Genomic DNA, 20782 nt, shown 5'->3' with positions numbered 1-20782 from the left:
GTCTTCCTCTGTATATGACTTAAACTTCTGTCCTTTATTCGCCATAAAAAATACACCCCCTAGAATTCATCGGAATAACCAGGGGTTTTTCCAATGTCTATTCTAAGGGGTGCACCTCAGAATTCATCGGAATAACCAGGGGTTTTTCCAATGTCTATTCTAAGGGGTGCACCTCATTCAAGCAGGGAGCGTTTTTGGGCTTAGAGCTATTTTCCAACCGGGATGCGGATTTTTTGACCGATGAAAATCAGATCCGGATTTTTGAGCTTGTTGTATTCGGCCAGCTTCTGCCATGTCGTGCCGTAGCGCTTCGCGATGTGCCAGAGCGTGTCGCCTTTTTTCACCGTGTAGACGATGTCCGCGGCCGGTTCGGGCTTTGGCTCGGGGTTTGGCTCGGGCTTCGGCTCCGGCTTTGGCTCGGGTTTTGGCTCTGGCTTCGGCTCGGGCTTCGGTTCGGGCTTCGGCTCGGGCTTCGGCTTTACCGCGGTCGGCGCGGCCAAGTTCAGCTTAAACTCGGCATAACCGTCCGCCGTGTTCCCGATATAGGACAACATTTGAAGCGACTCATCCGAATTTTTGGCGGCCGGCGACGTTTGGAACGTCACGTTGACCTTGTCGTTCAGCGGCGCGAGCGACCAGTTGCCGTCGGCCGTCGGATTGATCGTTTTGAACGAACGAATATAGTCGATGACGACCTGGCGGTTCTCATCCGGCGACGCCAGAATGATGCGCTTGCCGTCCGGATTCGCAAGCTTGCTGGAGGTCGCGCGGTAGTTATTCGACGCAACGACAAATTTTTGGGCCGGATCGATTGGCTTGCCTTCGAACTTCAGGTTTACGATACGGCTGGATCCCGCATTGGCGATCGCTCCGGCGGCATCGTATTTGGCCGGCTTCGATACGTCGATTTGATACGTTACGCCGTCGATGACGTCGAAGTTGTACGTCGGGAAATCGTAATTGATTAAAGCCTGCTTCTCCTTTTTGGCCGGATCGATCCGGTTGAACTGTCCCGCCGACCATTCCAGCCATTCCTTCAGCTCCGCGCCGTTAATAAGCACCGCGTTAACCGTATTGGAGTACAGATACAAGTCCGCGACGTTCTTGATGGCGATATCGCCGGCCGGAATGTCGGTGTAGTAGCTCGGGCCTTGCCTGCCTCCCGCCTTGAACGGAGCGCCGGCCGACAGCACCGGAATGCCCTCGTAATCGGTCCCTTTCAAATGCTGCTCGACGTACCACTTCTGCGCGTTGGTGACGATTTGAATGGATGGGTCATCCTGTACTAGTGCGAACCAGCTGTTGATCGGAGCCGTCGTCTTGCCTACCGGACCGCGCACGTAGTCAAGCGTATGCTTGTGATCCTCCGCCACGGCGTCCAGCACGTCTTGGTCGGCTTCGACGAGCGGCTTTTTGTTCGCCTTGTCGTAGATCTGCTTCACCGAGACCGCCGAGTCGACCACGGCCCATTCGCCGTCCGCCTGCTCCAGCGTCAAGTCGATCACGCCGAGTTGGTTGCCCCAATAACCGGGCTCGACCGCCGGCACGCCGTTGATCGTTCCCTTGACCAGGTCAACCCCCGGCTTGCCCTCGAACGATGCGTCCGGGAACGTTTTATGCGCATGGCCGAACAGAATCGCGTTAATATCCTTCACCTTGCTCAAATACAGGACCGAGTTTTCGAGGTTGTCCGCTTGCGGTATGTCCACGAAGCCGGAATGCGGAATCGCGATAATGATGTCCGCGCCTTTCTCCTTCATCTCGGGAACGAATTTCTCGGCCGTTCTCACGATATCCTTCGCAACGACCTTGCCCTCGAGCTTCGCCTTGTCCCACAACATGATCTGCGGCGGCACGAAACCGATGACGCCAACCTTCAGTTGATGCGCCTTGCCCGCTTCGTCCTTCACTTCTTTGTCGAGGATCAGGTAAGGCGTGAACAGGTTCTTGTCGTTCGACTCGTTCCCGTCGCCGTCCTCAACGTAGACGTTCGCGTTCACGTATGGGAAATCGGCGCCCGCAAGCGAATGATTCAAGAAATCAAGACCGTAGTTGAACTCGTGGTTGCCGATGTTGCCAGCGTCGTAGTCAAGCAGGTTCATCGCCTTGTAAACCGGATGCGTCTCCCCCGGCTGAAGCGGATCGACCGTCGCAACGTAGTCGCCGAGCGGGTTACCCTGAATCAGATCGCCGTTGTCGAATAACAGGCTGTTGGCCGCTTCTTGGCGCGCCTGCTTGATCAGCGTCGCCGTCTTGGCGAAGCCGTACTCGTCGGTAGGCTTGTCCGCAAAATAATCGTAATTCACCATGTTCACATGCAAATCTGTCGTTTCCATAATCCGAAGCTGTACCTTGGCCCCGCCTTCCGTCGCTGCCATAGCGGAGAACGGCAACGATACGATACCCGCCGCGACCGCAATCGATAATGTCCTTCCAAACGGCCTGTTTACCCTTCACCAATGTTACATCCTCCTTTAATATCGCTCGCTTTAAAACGATGTGACTTATCTTGGATGCGTCATGAATCTGGAAATAATGACATTATTTCTTGAGTTTAGGCGATTTTCTCAGTATCGTCACGTAATGATTTTGTGAATCTCTTCCAATCCGCTAAAAAACAAAAAACCATTTGTTCTCATCGGGTCGCAAATCCGCAAGAGGAACAAATGGTTTGAATTTATCAAAAGGATCGTTTTCGGATAGCGCAGCTTGCGCGAATGAAGCCGCTGTTGCCTGATCGTGCTGCAGTTCGCCGCCGCGCATGCCGCGTTAGTACAGTGCCTCCACGCGCACCGCGCATACCTTGAAGCCCGGCATGCGGCAGGTTGGGTCGAGCGCTTCGTGCGTCAGCTTGTTGACGCTCTGCGTATCGCCCCAATGCATCGGGACGAAGACGGTGTCTTGGCGAATCTTCGCCGAATAGCGGCTGCGGAGGACGATGCTGCCCCTGCGGGAAGCGACCGTCACGAGCTCGCCGTCGCCGATCCGCAGCTTGCGGGCGGTCGCGGGATGCAGCTCGACGAACGATTCCACGTCCCGTGAAGCGAGCGACGGGCTCCGGCGGGTCTGCACGCCGGTCAAATAATGCGTCAGCACCCTTCCCGTCGTCAAGAACAGCGGATACTCTCCGTCCGTCATTTCCTTCGGGAAGTGGTTCTCCACCGGAATAAGCTCGGCTTTGCCGTCCGCATGCGCGAATCGTTCCTCGAACAGCCGCTTGGCGCCCGGATGGTCCACGGAAGGGCAAGGCCAGTAGATGCCTTCCTCCCGCCTCAGCCTATCGTACGTAATGCCGTAGTAGTCCGCTATCCCGCCTTTGCTCGCCAGTCGCAGCTCCTCGAAAATATCTTCCGCCTTGCCATAGTCGAACCAACGGCCTCGGCCCAGCTCCTCCGCGATCTCGCACAACACCCGCCAATCATGGCGCGCCTCGCCTGGGCTCGGCCGCATGGCCTCGCGCAGCAGCACGCGCCCTTCCAGATTCGTCATCGTGCCTTCGTTTTCCAAATAAGCCGTAACAGGGAGCAGCAGATCCGCCATTCGGCCCGTCTCCGAGACGAACATATCCGCCACGACGAGAAAATCCAGCTTCCGAAGCCCTTCCTCGACGAAGTTGGCGTTCGGATTGGAGACGACCGGGTTCGAGCCCATGACGAACAACGTCTTGATCTCGCCGGCATGCACCTTCTCCATCATTTCATAAGCAGAGACGCCTTTGCCCGGAAGCTCCTCCGGCTCGATGCCCCATACGCCTGCTACATAAGCGCGATGCTCCGGATTGTCGATCATCCGATAGCCGGGAAGCTGGTCGGCCTTCTGGCCGTGCTCCCGTCCGCCCTGACCGTTCGCCTGGCCGGTCACCGCTCCGTACCCGCAGCCGGGACGGCCGATTTTGCCCGTCGCCAGGGTCAGATTCAGCAAATTGCGCACGGACATGTAGCCGTCGGTCTGCTGCTCCACGCCTCTCGCCGTGAACACCATGCCGGTCGCCGCTTCCCCGAACGCTTTGCCCGCCGCCCGGATCTCCTCTTCGCTCACGCCCGTCATCTCCGCGATGTCGGCCATGTCGAGCGATTCGATATGGCGTTTCACGTCATCAAAGCCTCTCGTCCGCTTCGCGAGGAACGCCTCGTCCGTCAGCCCGGCTTCCAGCACCGCCTTCAGCATGCCGTTCGTCAGTGCCGCATCCATGCCCGGCTTGACCTTCAGATGAAGGTCCGCAAGCTGAGCCGTCGCCGTCTCGCGCGGATCGATGACGATCAGATAGGAGCCGTTCTCCTTCGCCCTCGTAAAATACGGCATAAGCGTCGGCTGGCATTCGGCGATATTCGTGCCGGCCAGAATGATGCACTTCGCGAGCGGAATATCCGCTAGCGCGTTCGTCAGGCCGCGGTCGATGCCGAACGCCTTGTTGCCGGCGGAAGCCGCCGCCGACATGCAGAAGCGCCCGTTGTAGTCGATATACTTGGACTGCAGCGCCACGCGGGCGAACTTGCCGAGCAAATACGCCGATTCGTTCGTCAGCGAGCCGCCGCCGTATACGCCGATGCTGTCGCGGCCATGCAGCTGCTGCGAGCTTCTGAACCGCTCACCGATCAGCGTGTACGCCTCTTCCCAAGAGATCTGCACCATCCGGTCGCCTTTCCTCGCCATCGGATGCAGAAGCCGTTCGCCCGTAAGCGCGTGCTGGTAAGCGTTCATGCCCTTCACGCACAGCCGGCCTTCCGAAGCCGCGTTCGGCAAGGCACGAATCGAATAAGCAGCCGCTCCGGCGTCGTCTTTCTCTTCGATTACCTGCATCTTGCACTGTACGCTGCAGAACGGGCATTGCGTGTTCATGACGAACGGCGAGCCGCTCGCCCGATCTTGATCCAATATATTATTCATCGCCGGTCACCCCCGCTGGCGTAATGTCTTCCGCAAAATCGAATGCCGCTCCCGCGCGAAGCTCCGCGAGCAGAAGCTGGCGGCTTGCCAAATGGAGCAGCCGTTCCCGGATTTGGACGAGCCCCGTGTCGGCGAGCCAGTCGCCGACGGACTGTCCGTAAGTCGCGGACATCCGGTACCACTGAAGCAGCGCGAGACCGGTCTCGAGCGCTTCCTCGTCCTGAAGCTGGGAGAGCAGCAGCTCCCCTTGCCGGACGCCCGATCCGCCACCCGTTCCGGCCGTGCGGCGCCCGTCGCTTCCGCCGATGTAAAGCTCCCAGCCGCCGGGCGCGCCCGCCAGGCCGAGATCCTTGGCGAGCGTCCCCGCGAGATGAAGCGGACTTGCCGACACGGCGACCGATATATTGGCGGGAAAAGCGATTCCCTCGAGCTCCCGCTCGAACGCCTCGCCGAGCCCGGCCGAGTCGCGCAGCGCGGACCGCTCCAGCAGCAGGCCGGGGCTGGCCGCTACAAACGCAGTGCCATCGCCCGGCTCGCGGCCGGACAACCAAGCCGCTTTCCGCGATGCGCCGTAGCTCGATTCCGCCAATGATGCGTAATATCGGAAAGCGGGCACGCAAGTGCCGCAGCCCTCCGGCTTGCTCCAGCCCAGGCTTGCCAATACCGAGGGTATCGAATCCGCTCGCGATAAGCCTGCCGGATTACCCGCCTTTGCATGGATCGCGGACTTCAGCTCTTCATGATCCATGTCGGTACAGCCGCATATCGGTTGACTCCGTTCGCCTTCGCCCGCTCCGTTCGCGAGCGCATAGGCCAGGATCGCTTCCACCATCGGCTTGCAGCCGCCGCAAGAGCTCGAAGCCCTCGTGCAGTCTCGCACCTCCGGCAGCGTCTGCAAACCTTGCTCGCAGACGGCCGACACGATCGCGCCTTTCGTCACGCCGTTGCAGGAACAGACCGTCTCCGCATTAGGCATGGCCGCCGCATATTCGTCCCCAGAAGCGGATCCGCCGCCGGCGTCTTGCTCCAGCACCGAAACGTCGGCGCCCGCCTGTATGTGGCGAAGCAGCTTGGTACCTTCCGCCGTATCGCCGAACAGCACCGCTCCCGCGATGCGGTTGCCTTTGACCGTGATTTTGCTATAGGTGCGGCGGAGCCCGTCATACCGCATGAGGGACGCGGTCTCCTCCGTTTCCATGATCTCGCCCGCGGAGAAGACGTCGACGCCGGATACCTTCAGCTGGGAGTACAACGTGGAGCCGGCATAACCTTCCGTCTCCTGGCCGCAGATCGCCTTCGCGAGCACTTTGCCTTGCTCGTACAGCGGGGCGACGAGGCCGTAGGCGATGCCCCGGTGCTCCGCGCATTCCCCGACCGCGTAGACGCCGGGGATGTTCGTTTCCATATAATCATTGACGACGATGGCGCGGTTAATCTCGATGCCGCTTGCCGCGGCAAGCTTTATATTCGGCCGAATGCCGACCGCGAAGACGATCAGGTCCGTCTCGATCCGGGAGCCGTCCCTGAATTGGAGCCCCTCCACGCGCTTCCTGCCCAGGATACGCTCGGATTGTTTCTCCAGCAGGAATCGCATGCCTTGGCCCTCGAGCTCCTTGCGAAGCATTTCCGAAGCCGTGCGATCCAGCTGGCGCTCCATGATATAGCCGTGGATGTGGACGACCGATACGTCCATCCCGAGGTTCAGCAAACCGCGCGCCGCTTCCAGACCGAGCAATCCGCCCCCGATAACGACGGCTCGCTTGTGCGTTTTGGACGCCTCCATCAGCGCGTTGCAATCCTTAATATCGCGGAACGCCAGCACGCCCGGTTTGTCCGCGCCCGGCAGCGGCAGCATGAACGGGTTCGATCCCGTGGCGAGAATCAGCTTGTCGTAGCTCACTTCCCTGCCCGCGGACGTCTTCACCTTCCGGAGGGCGGTATTGATCGCCACCGCTTCCTCGCCTTTATGCAGCGTAATGCCGCGCTCGTCGTACCATTGCTGCGTATTGATGGTAATATCGTCAATCGAAGTGTTGCCTTGGAGAACCTTGGATAACAAGATTCGGTTATAGTTGGTATACGGTTCGCTGCCTATGATCGTAATCTCGAAACGGTCCGGCGACAGCGCTATGATCTCCTCGACGCATCGGACGCCCGCCATACCGTTCCCAATTAGAACGAGTCTGCTCTTCATGGATGAACACTCCCCACATCGTAGATATAGTAACAACAGATGTTATATATATCTCGATACCACACTATCCCATCTATAATGTTAAATAACGTGACACATATATTATAACTTTAATGGATTAGCGGAGAAATGACAATATGCACGTGAGAAATTGTCACACAATTATCGGATCGTAACGCTGTTTCATTTCCCGATACTTGTGGGCAATCGTTTGGTGGATGGCATGCCTGTGCGGAATGCCCATGAATTGGGTGATGACCTCGTCGATCCCTTTCATGCGCAAAGCCGTCTGAAGCGTTACCGCCTCGGGGTCTTTTTCGTAATCGAACAGAAGAGCGGCGGCAATCGCCGAGGTCAAATGCGGAATGGCGAGGCCCAGCTTGTGCGCTTGCAGCGCCGGCCGAACCAGGCGGTCGTTCAATGAAAGTTTGCGGAGCGGAGAGCGGCCAACGCGGGTAACTTCATCCTTCAATCTGGGGTTGGCGAACCTTGTGACGATCTTTTCGATATACTGGGTATGTTTGTCCTCGTCCCATTCGTACTTGGCTGTAAGCAAGCTGCCCGTTTCATTCATGACATGAACGACCTGGTCCCGAAGCTCTTCGTCACGCATGGCCTCCTGAATCGTTTCGTACCCTGCCAAATAGCCATGGTACGCGGCCACGCAATGCCCTGTATTCACCGTAAACAGTTTCCTCTCGATATAAGGCTCCAGCGCATCGACGTACTTAACGCCCTTAATATCCGGAAAGCCCGCAATCATAGCGGAACGGTCGATCACCCATTCAAAATAAGGCTCAACCGTTACCTTCAGAGGATCGTCGTGATCCTGCACGGGTACGATGCGGTCAACCGCGGTGTTAGGAAATGCGACATACTCCCCGAAGCCCGCGCGATGTTTCTCGGGCAAATAACCGAGCACGCACCGCTTCAGCTGCGAGCTGCCGTCGATCGCGTTCTCGCAGGCAATGACGTAAAGCGCCTTCCCGCCACCGCCTGCCTGTTCTTTGTATGAATGGCCGTGACGTTCTGCACCAGCCTCGTATCCTCCGCTTCGTTCGCGAGCATCACTTGATACTTCCCTTTCTGCCGAATCATCTGCACCTGCTTCTCGTTCCTCGCCACGAATGTGACCTCGAAACCGGATTGCGACAGCAATAACCCGATAAATCCTCTTCCGATATTACCCGCGCCAAAATGTACCGCCTTCATGGCCACTCCTCCTCCTGTTTGATCCACTCTCTTTCTCTTTAAATAGTTAGAATTTTCTGACTTTAGTGAAAATGCAGCTGCCTCGCACCGAGAGCCTCTCAGTACGAACTGATCGCCGTAGCCGCGCCTTGCTTTGTGCTGCACGGGCAGTCGGACGCATGCGCGCTCAACCTTGCCGCGATGCGGCAGCCGGCCAGCCGAAGCCGGCCGGCTGCGTATCGCGGCAAACGCATGCGCGTTTAACCGGCGGCGGCTTCTGAGTCAACAAACGACTAGCCAGCCTGCAGCCGATCACATCCGGATTCGGCTTACACGAACGCGCCTGCTGTCAGCCGGCCGAACTCGAAGTCCGAAAGCGACTCCATGCGGTAACAGCGGTCCGACGGATCGAACGACAGCAGCTTGGTCAGCGTGTTAGGCACGATAACGCAGTGCATCCCCGCGGCGACCGCCGCCCGCGCGCCGTTCGGCGAATCCTCGATTGCAACCGCTTCGTCCGCCCGGACGCCCAGCGCTTCCAGCGCGCTGAGGTACAGCTCCGGATCAGGCTTCACCTTGCTAACATCGTCCGCGCAGCGAATGACTTCGAAATAATCCCGGATGCCTAGCCGATCCATGTACTTGTCGATCCAAGCCCGATCAGAACTTGTCGCAAGGCCGATCCGCAGTCCTGCTTCCTTGGCCTGGCGCAAGTAGTCCCGAACGCCGTCACGCACCTCCTCGAGATCCATCCTCGCCGTGTGATCCGCGCGAATTCGCGCCTTGAACACCTCTTTATCGATCGGCAGCCCAAGCTCCGTCATCAAATATTCGTAAGGGTTGAACAGCTGCAAGCTGGTGCCGAGGCACTGCGAATATTGCTCCACGCCAAGCTCGACGCCATGCTCCAGGTATGCATCCCTGAACGCGTAATACCAAGCCGTCTCCGTATCGATTATCGTGCCGTCAAAGTCGAAAATAATCGCCTTAATCATTTGTTTTTCCCCTTTCCATGTAGCTCGCGTTAGTTATGTTAACAAAACCGTAACACGTACAAAAAGGACCCGTCAAGGCGGAAAGCCCGCCCATCGTGCTTGGGAAGGCTAGTCCACCAGTCTTTGGAAATTCGCAAAACCCCTTGCTCCCGCTGGCCGGACGCCGATTCTCGAATCCGTTTTCATTTTTCAGAAATTTTTTTTTCTGAAAATGCGTTTTTTGTGGGTTAGTGGATCTCTTCGGGCTAGGGCAATGCTTCTTAATACCGGCCGCCGTTTTCTGGAACAATACTCGTTGCTTTTTGATTCATGAATAGGTTTTACTTGAACTTTCATCATGTGCAGGATTCTGTACGGATTTTCGTATTGAATTCTCTCCAATTCGGCGAAATAGACAAATGTGTACGAAAAATCGAATACATTTCCTCATTTAGCGTTTTTCTCGTCTATTCTATACGAAATTCCATACAGAATTCCGGAACGCTCATATCCACCGTACCAGCTCGAAGCCCGCCTTCCCCGCGCACCGCCCTAACGCTCTTCGCAACCGTCCCACCATTACTCATATCTCCACCTGTCCGCCATTGCGCTCGTCTCAATCGTTCCGCCAATACGCCCGTTTCTTGGCCGGACCAAGGTGAAACGGCTGTCGCCTTCCATTGGCGGCGCAGCGCGTTTCATTCCGAAAAATAGAAGCACAGTATAGAGAAAACTAATACTTTCTTATATTTACAAAAAAACGTCCCGTCCGCGGGCCGCCTCGAAAGGCTGACCCGCGGACGAGGCGGAGTCGGAAACGATCAACATCTTCTAGATTAAGGCGTTAGTGGCCGCCAGCATGGGCGTAATCGCCATCCGCTTCGGCCGTCGGATCCAGCTTGCTTCTTCCCATGAAGAAGGAAACGAGTAGCGCGAGCGCGGCCGGCACGATCGCAAGGGCGAACGTAAACGTGATCGAGGAGGATAAGGCGTCCACGATTTTGTCTAGTACATCTGCCGGCATTTCTGCGCGTTTCTCCGGTGCCAGCAGCTCGCGGGGATCGCCGAAGCTTGGGGCGCCGGACGCGCCGCCGCCGAAAGCATCGGATAATTTGTTCGTGAAATCATTGCTCTGCATAATGCCGAATACGGTAATGCCCACCGTCATCCCTAAGGAGCGGATAAAGTTAAGCGTGGAGCTCGCCGTTCCGCGCTGGCGGATGGAGACGCCGTGAATCGCCGCGTTGCTTAGCACAGAGAAGGATGCGCCGATGCCAAGGCCGAGCAGGACCATGTACAGCGTAACCTGCAGCCTGCTCGATTCCGGCGACAGCGTCGTGACGAGCACCGAACCGATGACCAGCAGGATAAGCGTCGCGACCATGACGTTGCGGTAAGGCATTTTCGTCATAAGCGCACCGCCCATCGTCGCCGTCACGACCGAGCCGAGCATCATCGGCAGCAGCACGAGGCCGGAATTCGTCGCCGTTCCGCCCAGGACGCCCTGGATGAAGATCGGGATATACACCGAAGCCACGATGAAAGCAGCTCCGCTGAAGAACGAAACGAGAATGCTCGTCGAGTAGAGGCGGTTCTTGAACAACGAATACGAAATGATCGGTTCCTTCGCTTTCGTCTCGACGAACAAGAAGATGGCCAGGAGCACGGCGCAGGCCGCGAACATGCCGATGATTTCGAAGGAATCCCATGCGTACGTCTTGCCGCCCAGCTCAAGCGCGAACATCAATGCGACGACAGAGCCGATCAGCGTGACGGCTCCGATCCAGTCGATCGGCTGCTTGGAATGCTCCAGCGACTCCTTGTAGAAGAACGCGATCATGCAGACGGAAATCAATCCGAGCGGCAGGTTGATGTAGAATACCCACTCCCAGGCGATATGATCCGTAATGTACGCCCCGAGCAGAGGGCCGAAGATGCTCGACATGCCGAATACGGCGCCGAACAATCCGCCGAGCTTGCCCCGGGATTCCAGTGGCACGGCGTCGAACATGATCGTGAACGACGTTGGTACCATAGCTCCGGCGCCAATGCCCTGCAAGGCGCGGTAGAGAGCCAATTCCTCAATAGATGTAGCAGTTCCGCAGAGCGCGGAGCCGATCATAAAAATAATAATGCCGAATACGAAAAACTTTTTGCGCCCGTACATGTCGGACAGCTTGCCGAAGATCGGCATGCCCGCCATCTCGGCGACCATGTACGCCGACGTTACCCAAACGAATTTGTCCAGCCCGCCAAGCTCGCCGACGATGTTGCCCATCGCCGTGGCGACGATCGTGTTGTCCATCGAAGCCATCAAAATGCCGAGCAGCAAGCCGGCGATGACGATGCCTATATTTTTGTTTTTAGCCGTTGCAGCCACTTTAACGCAACCTTTCCTTATTCAAGTTATTCTACCTCTTAGTGTATCCATCGACATGAACCGATTATAACTTTACCGCGGTTCCCGTCTTCGACTTCGCGTGCACATCCAAGCTGTCGCGGTATTCGATCCTTCCGATCTCGCAGCCCGAACCTACTTTGACCCGGTTGCCTCTCACCAGATCCGCGCGCGTGAATTCGATGTATACCTCGTCCCCTTCGATCAAGCCGGCCGTAAGCCCCGTGTTCGCGGAAGGCTGCAGCAATTCTTTGAGCCTAAGCCCTCTGCTTCTTCTCACGGTGATCGTGCCGCCCACGATCTCCTTCGCTTGGGACGGCCCGTACAGTCGGATTGTCGTGTTTTCGGCGTTAACGACGCCGTCCGCCTCGATCACTCCGCGGATATCCAGCTTCTCCGCCTCGATCTGGCCCCCGGAATGCAGCAATCCGGACATGCGAACCTCGTTGCCCCGGAACCCCGTCTCCGTACGGAGCTCTCCCATGCCTCCGAAAATGCCGCCCTTCAGCGAGCCCTCCACTTTCACTTCGCCCGTGAACTTCAGCTTGCCCGCTTCAAGGTCGCCCTGAACCGTCGCCGTGCCGGTAAGCGCAAAGCTCTTGCAGTATATATGCCCCATCAGCTTCGCGTCGCCCGTAATGCGTAGACCTCGGAAACGTCCGCCGCCAATTTCGGAAGTACCGACGAGCCTCAAATCGTTTAATGGGTCACTCACCGATTTTCTCCTCCTTGTCGACGACCCCTTCGGGATGAACCGTGAGCCGCATCTTGTACTCCGCTTTTCCGATTTTGCAGCCTTTGCCGATGACGATCTGTCCGCCGCGCACGACGGCAGCATGCGTATACTCGAGGCGAACGATGTCGCCTTCGATCAACTCGGCATCCAGCCTGGATTCGCTGCTCGGCAGCGCCCAGCTCCAAAGCCAGCTCCACCTGCTGCCGCCCAGCCTTCTAACGATGACCGTCTCGCCGCCGATCTCGCGAACTTTGCTCGTCTTATGCGCGAGGCCAAGCTCGACCGTCCCGGCGTTAAGCAACCCGTCCGTCTTCACGACGCCGCGGCCGATGAACGTCTCGGCTTCGATGTCGCTTCCAGCCGTCAGAAAACCATCCAGCTTCAGACTGTCGGCCTCGATCCTCCCGCTTACCTTGAGCATTCCATCCAGATAAACGGTCCTAGAGATCATGCCGCCGTCGACCGTCACCTTGCCTTCGCACCGCAATTCGGGAGCGTAGACGTTCCCGCCGACATTCACCACGCCTTGCGCCCGAATCCCGTAAGCCGCGCTGAGATTACCCGCTACCTTGGCGACGCCGTCGATCTGCACGTTCCCGTATTCGCCGCCGTTCGCCCTGCTCCAGCCGCTCATCGTCAGATTGGGCAAATCCCCTTTGCGTTCCGCGCCCTTCTCTTCCATGCCGCTCCCTCCTCTTCTATGCAGCTTATCCTTCCAGCTTTCCCTTCAGTTGCTCCATCGTTTCGTTCATGCCAAGCCGCTTGACGACCTTGACGCCCTGATCGAAATGCAGAACCGCGGACGAAGACACAAGTGCGAAGGAAGCCATGCCCATTCTTCGGATAAAGACGAGATCGCAAGCCTCTCCTTTGAACTTGGGGAGTTGTTCTTCCAGCATGGCCAAGAGCGTATCGCCCTCTTCCATGCTCATCTCGCCCGTCCGAAGCAGCGCGTCGACCGTAAACAACATGAGCATCCGGTCAAAGGCGTACAGCGTATCCTCGCCGTCACTCTCCATATAACGTTGTGACACAATGTTCGTAACAATGTTTCGATAAATCATGTCCTTTTGCCGCAATTCCACATCTACAGGGCCGATTGCAAGCTTGCCCGCTAACTCGTCGAGCGACAAGTCGTCCTTCAAATTCAGCACTTTGTCGATTCGCGACAGTATGAGATCCCGCGGAAAAAAGGTCTCTTGTCCGGTGAAAGCGGACTTGCGAATAAACCATTCCTCCGGAATGAGTCCCTTCCTCTTCCAACGGTACAGTTGCCCGTACGAAATACCCGTCGCATCCAGAAGCTCCTTCTTCGATATGAGATCCCTCTCCATCTCAGCACCTCCTGCTCACGAACCATCGTAACATAACATTGTTACGTAGTAAAGCAAAAATCCATCCCCTAAAGGATGGATTTTTTTCTATACTGTCATGTCATGGAGTTAGAATGCCGCGCGCGGGCAACGAACGGGAACGACTATTTCCGGTGCATTTTAAACTCCAGGAACAATTCATTGTAATGAGACAACATGCGCGGTCCGAGGTTGTCGTACACTTCCAGCCGGTCCGTCAGTTCCTGGTCCGGGTAGAACCGCTTGTCGCCGGAGATCTCCTCGGGGAGAAGCGCCAGCGCCTCCTTGTTCGGCGTCGAATAGCCGACGTATTCGGTATTTTGCGCCGACACTTCCGGATCCAGCATAAAGTCGATAAACCGGTGCGCCCCATCGAGATTGCTCGCCGTCTTCGGAATGACCATATTGTCGAACCAAAGGTTGGAGCCCTCTTGCGGCACGACGTAGTCAAGGGCATCGTTCTCGTCCATGATCTCCGAGGCGTCTCCGGACCATACGAGCCCGGCGGCGGCTTCTTCGTTCGCGATCAGCATCTTGATCTCGTCGCCGACGATCGCCTTTACGTTCGGAGTCAGACTCGACAGCTTGGCGAGCGCCTCTTGCAGATGGCTTTCGTCCGTATCGTTGAGCGAATAGCCGAGGCTGTTCAGCCCCATGCCCATCACCTCGCGGGCCCCGTCGAGCAAGAACACATTGTTGCGCAAGCTCTCGTTCCACAGATCGTCCCAGCTCTCGAAAGTGAGGTCTCCGACCATCGCGGGATTATAAATAATGCCGACCGTCCCCCAAAAATAAGGAACGGAATAGGCGTTGCCCGGATCGAAGGACAGATCCATGAAGCTCGGATCGATGTGTTTCAAATTCGGCAGCTTCGAATGATCGAGCTTCAGGAGCAGGTTTTCTTCTTTCATTTTGCTAATGGCGTATTCGGACGGCATCGCCACGTCGAACGTCGTGCCGCCCTGTTTGATCTTTGTCATCATCGCCTCGTTCGAATCGAACGTCTGGTAGATGACCTTGATGCCCGTCTCCTCCTCGAACCGCTCGATCAGCTCGGGGTCGATATAATCGCCCCAATTGTAAATCGTGAGCGTATTGCCGCCGGAATACCCTTCGCTGGAATTCAAGTACGACACCGCGTACATCAAGCCGAAGGCGGCAACGAACACGAGCAGGAACATGCGAACCAACCCGTTCATGCGCGTCCCTCCTTGCCTGCCGGGCGGTTCGCGCGCCGGTTAATGAAGTAGTAGCCGATGACGAGCAGCACGGTGAACAGGAAGATCAGCGTGGACAACGCGTTGATGGAAAGCGACACGCCTTGGCGCGCCCGCGAGTAAATCTCCACCGACAGCGTCGAGAAGCCGTTGCCCGTCACGAAGAAAGTGACCGCGAAGTCGTCGAGGGAATACGTTAACGCCATAAAAAATCCCGCGAAGATGCCCGGCTTGATATACGGCAGGATGACCTTCGTCAGCACCTGCCAGGAGCTTGCGCCGAGGTCGCGCGCCGCGTCAAGCAGCGAAGCGCTCATCTCCTGCAGCTTCGGCAGCACCATGATGACCACGATCGGAATGCTGAACGCGATATGCGACAGCAGCACCGATACAAAGCCGAGCTGAATGCCCGCGATCGTGAACAGGATCAGAAAACTCGCGCCGATGATGACGTCCGGACTGACGATCAGCACGTTGTTCAGCGTCAGCAGCGTCCCTTTGGGGCGATTGCTTCGGATATAATGGATCGCGATGGCGCCGAACACGCCGATGATCGTCGAGATCGCCGAAGACAGCAGCGCGATGACGAATGTGTTCAGCACGATGATGAGCAGCCGGGTATCCTGGAACACTTCACCGTAAAACTCCCACGTAAACCCTTCGAACTCGCGCATCGATCCGCCGCTGTTGAACGAATAGAACATCAAATAGAAGATCGGCGCGTACAGAATCGCGAACACGGCGATCAGGTACAGGTTCGACGGCTTGAAGTTACTTTTTGGCAATGTCGATCAGCCCTCGCTTTCGGTTCCCGGTCAGCAGCATCAGAAGCGCCATGGCGATAATGAGGAATACCGCGATCGTCGCTCCCATGCCCCAATCCTGCGTCACGAGAAAATGCTGCTCGATCGCCGTCCCAAGCGTGATGACCCGGTTACCCGCAATCAGGCGCGTAATCATAAACAGCGACAGCGCGGGAATGAATACGGCCATGCAGCCGGCTTTGACGCCGTCCAGCGTAAGCGGGAAGATGACCCGGCGGAACGTCATCCAAGCCGAAGCGCCGAGGTCGCGCGCGGCGTAGACGAGGGTCGGGTTCATTTTCTCCAGCGCGTTGAAGATGGGCAGCACCATGAACGGGATAAAGATGTACACCGACACGAACACGAAGCTGAAGTCGGTGAACAACAGCTGTTTCGTCCCGATGCCGGTCAGCTCCAGCACGGCGTTCACGAAGCCGTATGTACCGAACAAACCGATGAACGCGTACGCTTTGAGCAGCAGGTTGATCCAGCTGGGCAGGATGATGAGCAGCAGCCAGAGCCCTTTATGTTTCGTGCGCGTCAGCAGGTAGGCCGTCGGATACGCGACCACGAGCGAGAAAAACGTGATCAGGAAGGCGTACCAAAAGGAGCTGAGCGTCATTTTCAAATAGACGGGCGTAAAAAACTTCTCGTAGTTGCCGAACGTAAACTCGCCCTCCACGTTGAAGAAGGAATAGTACACGATCAGTAGGATGGGTGCTGCCACGAACAGCACGATCCAGAGCAAATACGGAACGAGGTACAGATTGCGGGCTTTAGCTTCCATGTTCGTCCGCACCGCCTTGTCCGGGCGCACCGCCGCGTCCGGCTTGTCCGGCTTGTCCGGCTTGTCCGGCTTGTCCGCCGAACGGCTCGACTGCTTCGCCGTCCTCTTCCTCGTACGACTCCAGCCGCCGGTCGAACTCCTCCTCCGTCTCGCCAAGCCGCATGACGTGGATCGCCTCCGGATCAAAATCGAGGCCGATCCGCTCGCCTACCGTCGCCTTTCGCGTGGAGTGGACGAGCCATTCGTTGCCAGCGTCGTCGTAGCAGCTGATCTCGTAATGCACGCCGCGGAATAGCTGCGTGTCGACCCGCACTTGAAGTTTGCCGTTCTCCGGCGTCGTTATTTCGAGGTCCTCGGGACGGATGACGATGTCGACCGTCTCTCCTTCGTTTAATCCTTGGTCGACGCACTCGAACTCGCGCCCCGCGAATTCCACCTCGAAGTCGCGCAGCATGCGCCCTTTTACGATGTTAGACTCGCCGATGAAGTCCGCCACGAACCGGTTGATCGGCTCGTCGTAGATGTCCGTTGGCGTGCCCGATTGCTGGATCGTTCCTTCGCTTAATACGAAGATCTCGTCCGACATTGCCAGCGCTTCCTCCTGGTCGTGCGTGACAAATATAAACGTGATGCCCAGCCTGCGCTGCAGCTCGCGAAGCTCGTACTGCATCTCCGTGCGGAGCTTCAAGTCCAGCGCGGAAAGCGGCTCGTCCAGCAGCAGAATCTGCGGCTCGTTCACGATCGCCCGTGCGATCGCGACGCGCTGCCGCTGGCCGCCGGACATTTCGTTGATCTCGCGGTTCTCGTAGCCGCTCAGGCCCACGAACTTCAGCGCTTCCGTCACCTTGGCCGCGATGGCGCCCCCTTTCATGCGCTTGACGCGGAGGCCGAAGGCGACATTCTCGAACACGTTCAGATGCGGGAACAACGCATAGTCCTGGAACACCGTGTTCACTTGACGTTCATTGGCGGGCACGCGGTTAATGATTCGGCCATCGAACGTGATGTTGCCGCTAGTCGGCTCCGTGAATCCCGCGATGAGGCGGAGAATCGTCGTTTTGCCGCAGCCGGACGGCCCCAGCAGCGTATAAAACTTGCCCCGCTCGATCTCGAAGCTGACTTCCTTCAGTACCGCAGGATCGTTTGCGCTATATTGTTTGGTTACCGACTCGAACCGGATAATCGGCTGGCTTGCCATCCTTCACCCTCCTTATTTTCCATGGATACGAATGATCATTATTAATCCAAAATTGATAAAACCATAGTGATTATACAGCATCCCCGCAAAAGGGCAAGAAAAAACTTCCTTCGGGCCCGAACACAGCTCGGAGAGGGGCTCGCAGGGCCGATTTTGTCGTTACCAGCAATGCAAAAAAGGGACCCCGCGATTTAACGCGGCGCCCCCTCTGCTTCTATGCGATTGCTTCCTGATTACGCAAGCGTCGGCTCCCCGCCCGCTTCGCGGGAATCGAGCGCCGCGCCGCGTTCTCCGCCGTCCCCGCCTTCACCGCGCCGGCGAAGGAGCGTGAAGAACGCGAAGCTGAGCAGCGCGAACGCTCCCGCGAAGATCGCCAGCACGCCGGCATCGCCCCACATGCGGCCGACGTCTCCGCTCGAGATGACGTCGCGGAAACCCGCGACGGAATACGTCATCGGCAGCCAAGGCGCAACGGCCTGCAGCCAGTCCGGAATGAGCTCGACCGGATACGTACCGGACGAGGTCGTAAGCTGCAGGATCAGAATCATGATGACGATAAACCGTCCCGGATTGCCCATCGTCGCGACCAGGAACTGAATGATCATCATATAAGTGATGCTCGTCGCGATCGAGAACAGAATGAAGCCGGACATATTCTGCACCTCGAGCTTCAGCGCGAACAGCAGCACCGAATCGACGATCAGCGCCTGCGCGGCGCCGATGACCATCAGCGTCAGCGCTTTGCTCCAGAACCAGCTCCAACCGCTTTGCGGCTTGATCGCGGGCTCGCGAACGGAATAAACGATCGTAATGAGAAGCGCGCCGACGTACAGCCCCAGCGACAAGAAATAAGGCGCAAGCCCCGTGCCGTAGTTCGGCACGTCGGTCATTCGTTCCACGTCGAGCTGGATCGGCTCGGCGAACATGCTCACCTTCTCTTCCGACATCGACAAGTCGGATGTCTGCGAGGAAGCGTCGCTCAGCTTCGACGACAGCTCCTGCGTGCCGTCTTCCAGCTCGGTCAGCCCCGACGCCATCTCCGACGCTCCGTTCTCCAGCTGCTTCGTTCCGGACGACAAGTCGCCTACTGATCCGTTCAGCTTCGATAGCCCCGCGGCGAGCTGGCCTGCGCCATCCTCCAACTGGTCAGCTCCGCCTGCCAGCTCGCGAGCTCCCGCTCCCGCCTCGCCCAGCTTCTCTTGCAGCGTCTCGGCGCCGGCGGCCAAGCCGTTAAAACCTTGCTCCAGCCCATCGGCGCCCGCCTTCAGCTCCTTCTGTCCGGCGGCCGACTGCTCCGCGCCTGCCGCAAGCTGCTTGCTTGCCGCCAGCAGCGCTTGATAATCGGCATCCTCGGCCAGCTCCGGATGCTGCTTCGCCCAGCCTTCGAGACCTTCGGCCAACCCCGCGGCACCGGCATTCAGCTTATCCGTGCCCGCGGAAGAGGCCGCAAGGCCATCCGCCAACTTCCCGGCTCCCGCCTTCGCGTCCCCTGCTCCGCCCGCCAGCTTGCCGCCTGCCTCCGCCAACTGTCCGATGCCGCCGGCAAGCTCTTCGGCGCCGGTCGCGAGCTCCTTGCTGCCGCCGTACAGTTGCTTGCCGGCGTCATTCAGCTTCGCGACGCCGTCCTGAAAGCCGGCCGTCCCGGTCACGAGCTTGCCCAAGTTTTGCGCCAGCAGCTCGGAGCCTGTTTTCGCCTCGCTTGTGCCATCGGCGATTCGGCCCGCGCCTTCGCTTGCCGCCGCGATTCCGTCCGCCGCTTCCTCCAGTTGCTCGAATACGGTGCGCGTGTACGCTTCCGTCACTTCTTTGTTCAACGAGCTCTTCATGGTCTCTACCGCCGAATTGCCGATCTGCCCCGCCAGAAAGTTCGTGCTGTCGTTGCGGAGATAGACCAGCTTGGCCGGATTCGGATGCTCGGAAGTGAGCGTCGTCGTCCGCTCGGAGAAGTCCGCCGGAATTTCGATGGCCATATAATATGTTTTGTCTTTCATCCCTTGCAGCGCTTCATCCTTGCTGACGAAAGCCCAATCGAATTTCTTGTTATCCTTTAGTTCTTCCGTGAAATCCAGACCGATATGCATCGTTTTCCCTTCGAACACGGTGCCTTCGTCCGAATTGACGACCGCGACCGGCAGCTCTTCCAGCTTGCCGTACGGATCCCAGAACGCCCCCAAGAACATCGCCGTGTACATTAAAGGAATCGTCAATACGCCGATAACCGGGATCAGCACTTTTTTGTTGCGCGCGATCGCTTCCAGCTCGGCGCCGAATTGCCTCAGGCCTGCCATTTTCACTTTCATGTTCTCCCACTCCTTCTCTGTCTCTTCCATAATTATAATACCGACTGACCAAAATAATCATTCGGTCAATTCATCCCGCAAAAAAAGGCAACCCGCCAACCTGCGGAACCTGCCTTTCGTTGTGATCCATTTTCCTGCGTTTATTTCGCCAGCCCCTTCTCCAAAAAAAACCGCAGATGCTCCGCCACCTTCTCCTTGCCAAGGGGCTCATGCGTCTTTTTCCAATCGACGGTGAGCGCCATATACAGCTTCAACATGACGAACGCGGCCATCTCCGGCTCGCATGGCTTGATCTCGCCCTTCTCCACCGAAATGCGAACCCAGTCGGCAATGTAGCCGACAACCGCGCGTTCGATCTGATTCAGCGCCTCGACGGCCATCGGCGTGCCGATCTCCCGCACTTCCTGGGATAGCTTGAGCGCCAGCTCGTGCTCCTCTCGGAAATCCAGCACCCGCTCCAGCGCGGCATTCAAATTATCGAAGAACGGCCGATCCGGGTCGATGGCAGTCTCCGCGACTTGTTTCATTTCGCCAAGGAGCCGGTTCATGATGTCTTGGAACAATTCCTCTTTGTTCACGAAGAAGGTATAAATCGTGCCTTTGCCGACGTTTGCGATCTTCGCGACGCCGTCCATGGTTGTCGCCTTATAGCCGAACAATGAAAACGATTTGGTTGCCGCATCCACGATCAGTTGCTTGCGATCCATTGCCAAACACAGCACCTCCGGAATAATCTCTGACTAAA

At 57.5% G+C, this 20782-nt stretch carries 14 protein-coding genes and 1 pseudogene; all 15 read right to left on the bottom strand.

The genetic code is table 11. From position 1 onward, the window contains the following. Positions 1-206 precede the first annotated feature (206 nt). Complete coding sequence (locus RB620_RS28430) at positions 207-2378, bottom strand: bifunctional 2',3'-cyclic-nucleotide 2'-phosphodiesterase/3'-nucleotidase (protein ID WP_308100327.1); 2172 nt, start codon at positions 2376-2378, stop codon at positions 207-209. 391 nt (positions 2379-2769) lie between these two features. After that, positions 2770-4887, bottom strand: coding sequence for an assimilatory nitrate reductase catalytic subunit NasC (nasC, locus tag RB620_RS28425; RefSeq protein WP_308100321.1), 2118 nt, complete (start codon positions 4885-4887; stop codon positions 2770-2772). Then, complete coding sequence (nirB, locus tag RB620_RS28420; RefSeq protein WP_308100320.1) at positions 4880-7081, bottom strand: nitrite reductase large subunit NirB; 2202 nt, start codon at positions 7079-7081, stop codon at positions 4880-4882. Before nirB ends, nasC begins: the two co-directional genes overlap by 8 nt. Positions 7082-7235: 154 nt before the next feature. Next, positions 7236-8293: pseudogene (locus RB620_RS28415) on the bottom strand (mannitol-1-phosphate 5-dehydrogenase). 308 nt (positions 8294-8601) lie between these two features. Then, on the bottom strand, positions 8602-9267 hold the full coding sequence (locus RB620_RS28410) for an HAD family hydrolase (protein ID WP_308100318.1): 666 nt from the start codon (positions 9265-9267) through the stop codon (positions 8602-8604). 823 nt (positions 9268-10090) lie between these two features. Continuing rightward, positions 10091-11626 carry an MDR family MFS transporter gene (locus RB620_RS28405; protein WP_308100316.1) on the bottom strand — a complete coding sequence of 512 codons (1536 nt, stop codon included), beginning with the start codon at positions 11624-11626 and terminating at the stop codon, positions 10091-10093. 64 nt (positions 11627-11690) lie between these two features. Further along, on the bottom strand, positions 11691-12359 hold the full coding sequence (locus tag RB620_RS28400; RefSeq protein WP_308100315.1) for a hypothetical protein: 669 nt from the start codon (positions 12357-12359) through the stop codon (positions 11691-11693). After that, entirely contained in the window at positions 12352-13062 is a 711-nt protein-coding gene (locus RB620_RS28395) for a FapA family protein (protein ID WP_308100313.1), read from the bottom strand. Before RB620_RS28395 ends, RB620_RS28400 begins: the two co-directional genes overlap by 8 nt. Positions 13063-13087: 25 nt before the next feature. Further along, entirely contained in the window at positions 13088-13714 is a 627-nt protein-coding gene (locus RB620_RS28390; protein ID WP_308100311.1) for a YhbD family protein, read from the bottom strand. A gap of 143 nt (positions 13715-13857) precedes the next feature. Continuing rightward, entirely contained in the window at positions 13858-14931 is a 1074-nt protein-coding gene (locus RB620_RS28385; RefSeq protein ID WP_308100309.1) for an ABC transporter substrate-binding protein, read from the bottom strand. Then, positions 14928-15734 carry an ABC transporter permease gene (locus RB620_RS28380; RefSeq protein WP_308100307.1) on the bottom strand — a complete coding sequence of 269 codons (807 nt, stop codon included), beginning with the start codon at positions 15732-15734 and terminating at the stop codon, positions 14928-14930. Before RB620_RS28380 ends, RB620_RS28385 begins: the two co-directional genes overlap by 4 nt. Beyond that, a complete protein-coding gene (locus RB620_RS28375; RefSeq protein WP_308100305.1) occupies positions 15721-16539 on the bottom strand; it encodes an ABC transporter permease in 819 nt (272 codons plus the stop codon). The genes RB620_RS28380 and RB620_RS28375 overlap by 14 nt, the downstream gene beginning before the upstream one ends. Next, positions 16529-17737 (bottom strand): ABC transporter ATP-binding protein, encoded by a 1209-nt coding sequence (locus tag RB620_RS28370; protein ID WP_308100303.1) that lies wholly within the window; start codon positions 17735-17737, stop codon positions 16529-16531. The genes RB620_RS28375 and RB620_RS28370 overlap by 11 nt, the downstream gene beginning before the upstream one ends. Before the next feature lie 233 nt (positions 17738-17970). Next, complete coding sequence (locus RB620_RS28365) at positions 17971-20037, bottom strand: YhgE/Pip family protein (RefSeq protein ID WP_308100301.1); 2067 nt, start codon at positions 20035-20037, stop codon at positions 17971-17973. A 140-nt stretch (positions 20038-20177) separates the two neighbouring features. Next, positions 20178-20750 carry a TetR/AcrR family transcriptional regulator gene (locus RB620_RS28360; protein WP_308100299.1) on the bottom strand — a complete coding sequence of 191 codons (573 nt, stop codon included), beginning with the start codon at positions 20748-20750 and terminating at the stop codon, positions 20178-20180. Positions 20751-20782: the final 32 nt, after the last annotated feature.

This window comes from Paenibacillus sp. LHD-117 (assembly GCF_030929555.1).
Lineage (GTDB): Bacteria > Bacillota > Bacilli > Paenibacillales > Paenibacillaceae > Pristimantibacillus.
The sequence above is the reverse complement of the archived record's forward strand: the minus strand, read 5'-3'. Positions and strand labels throughout refer to the sequence as shown.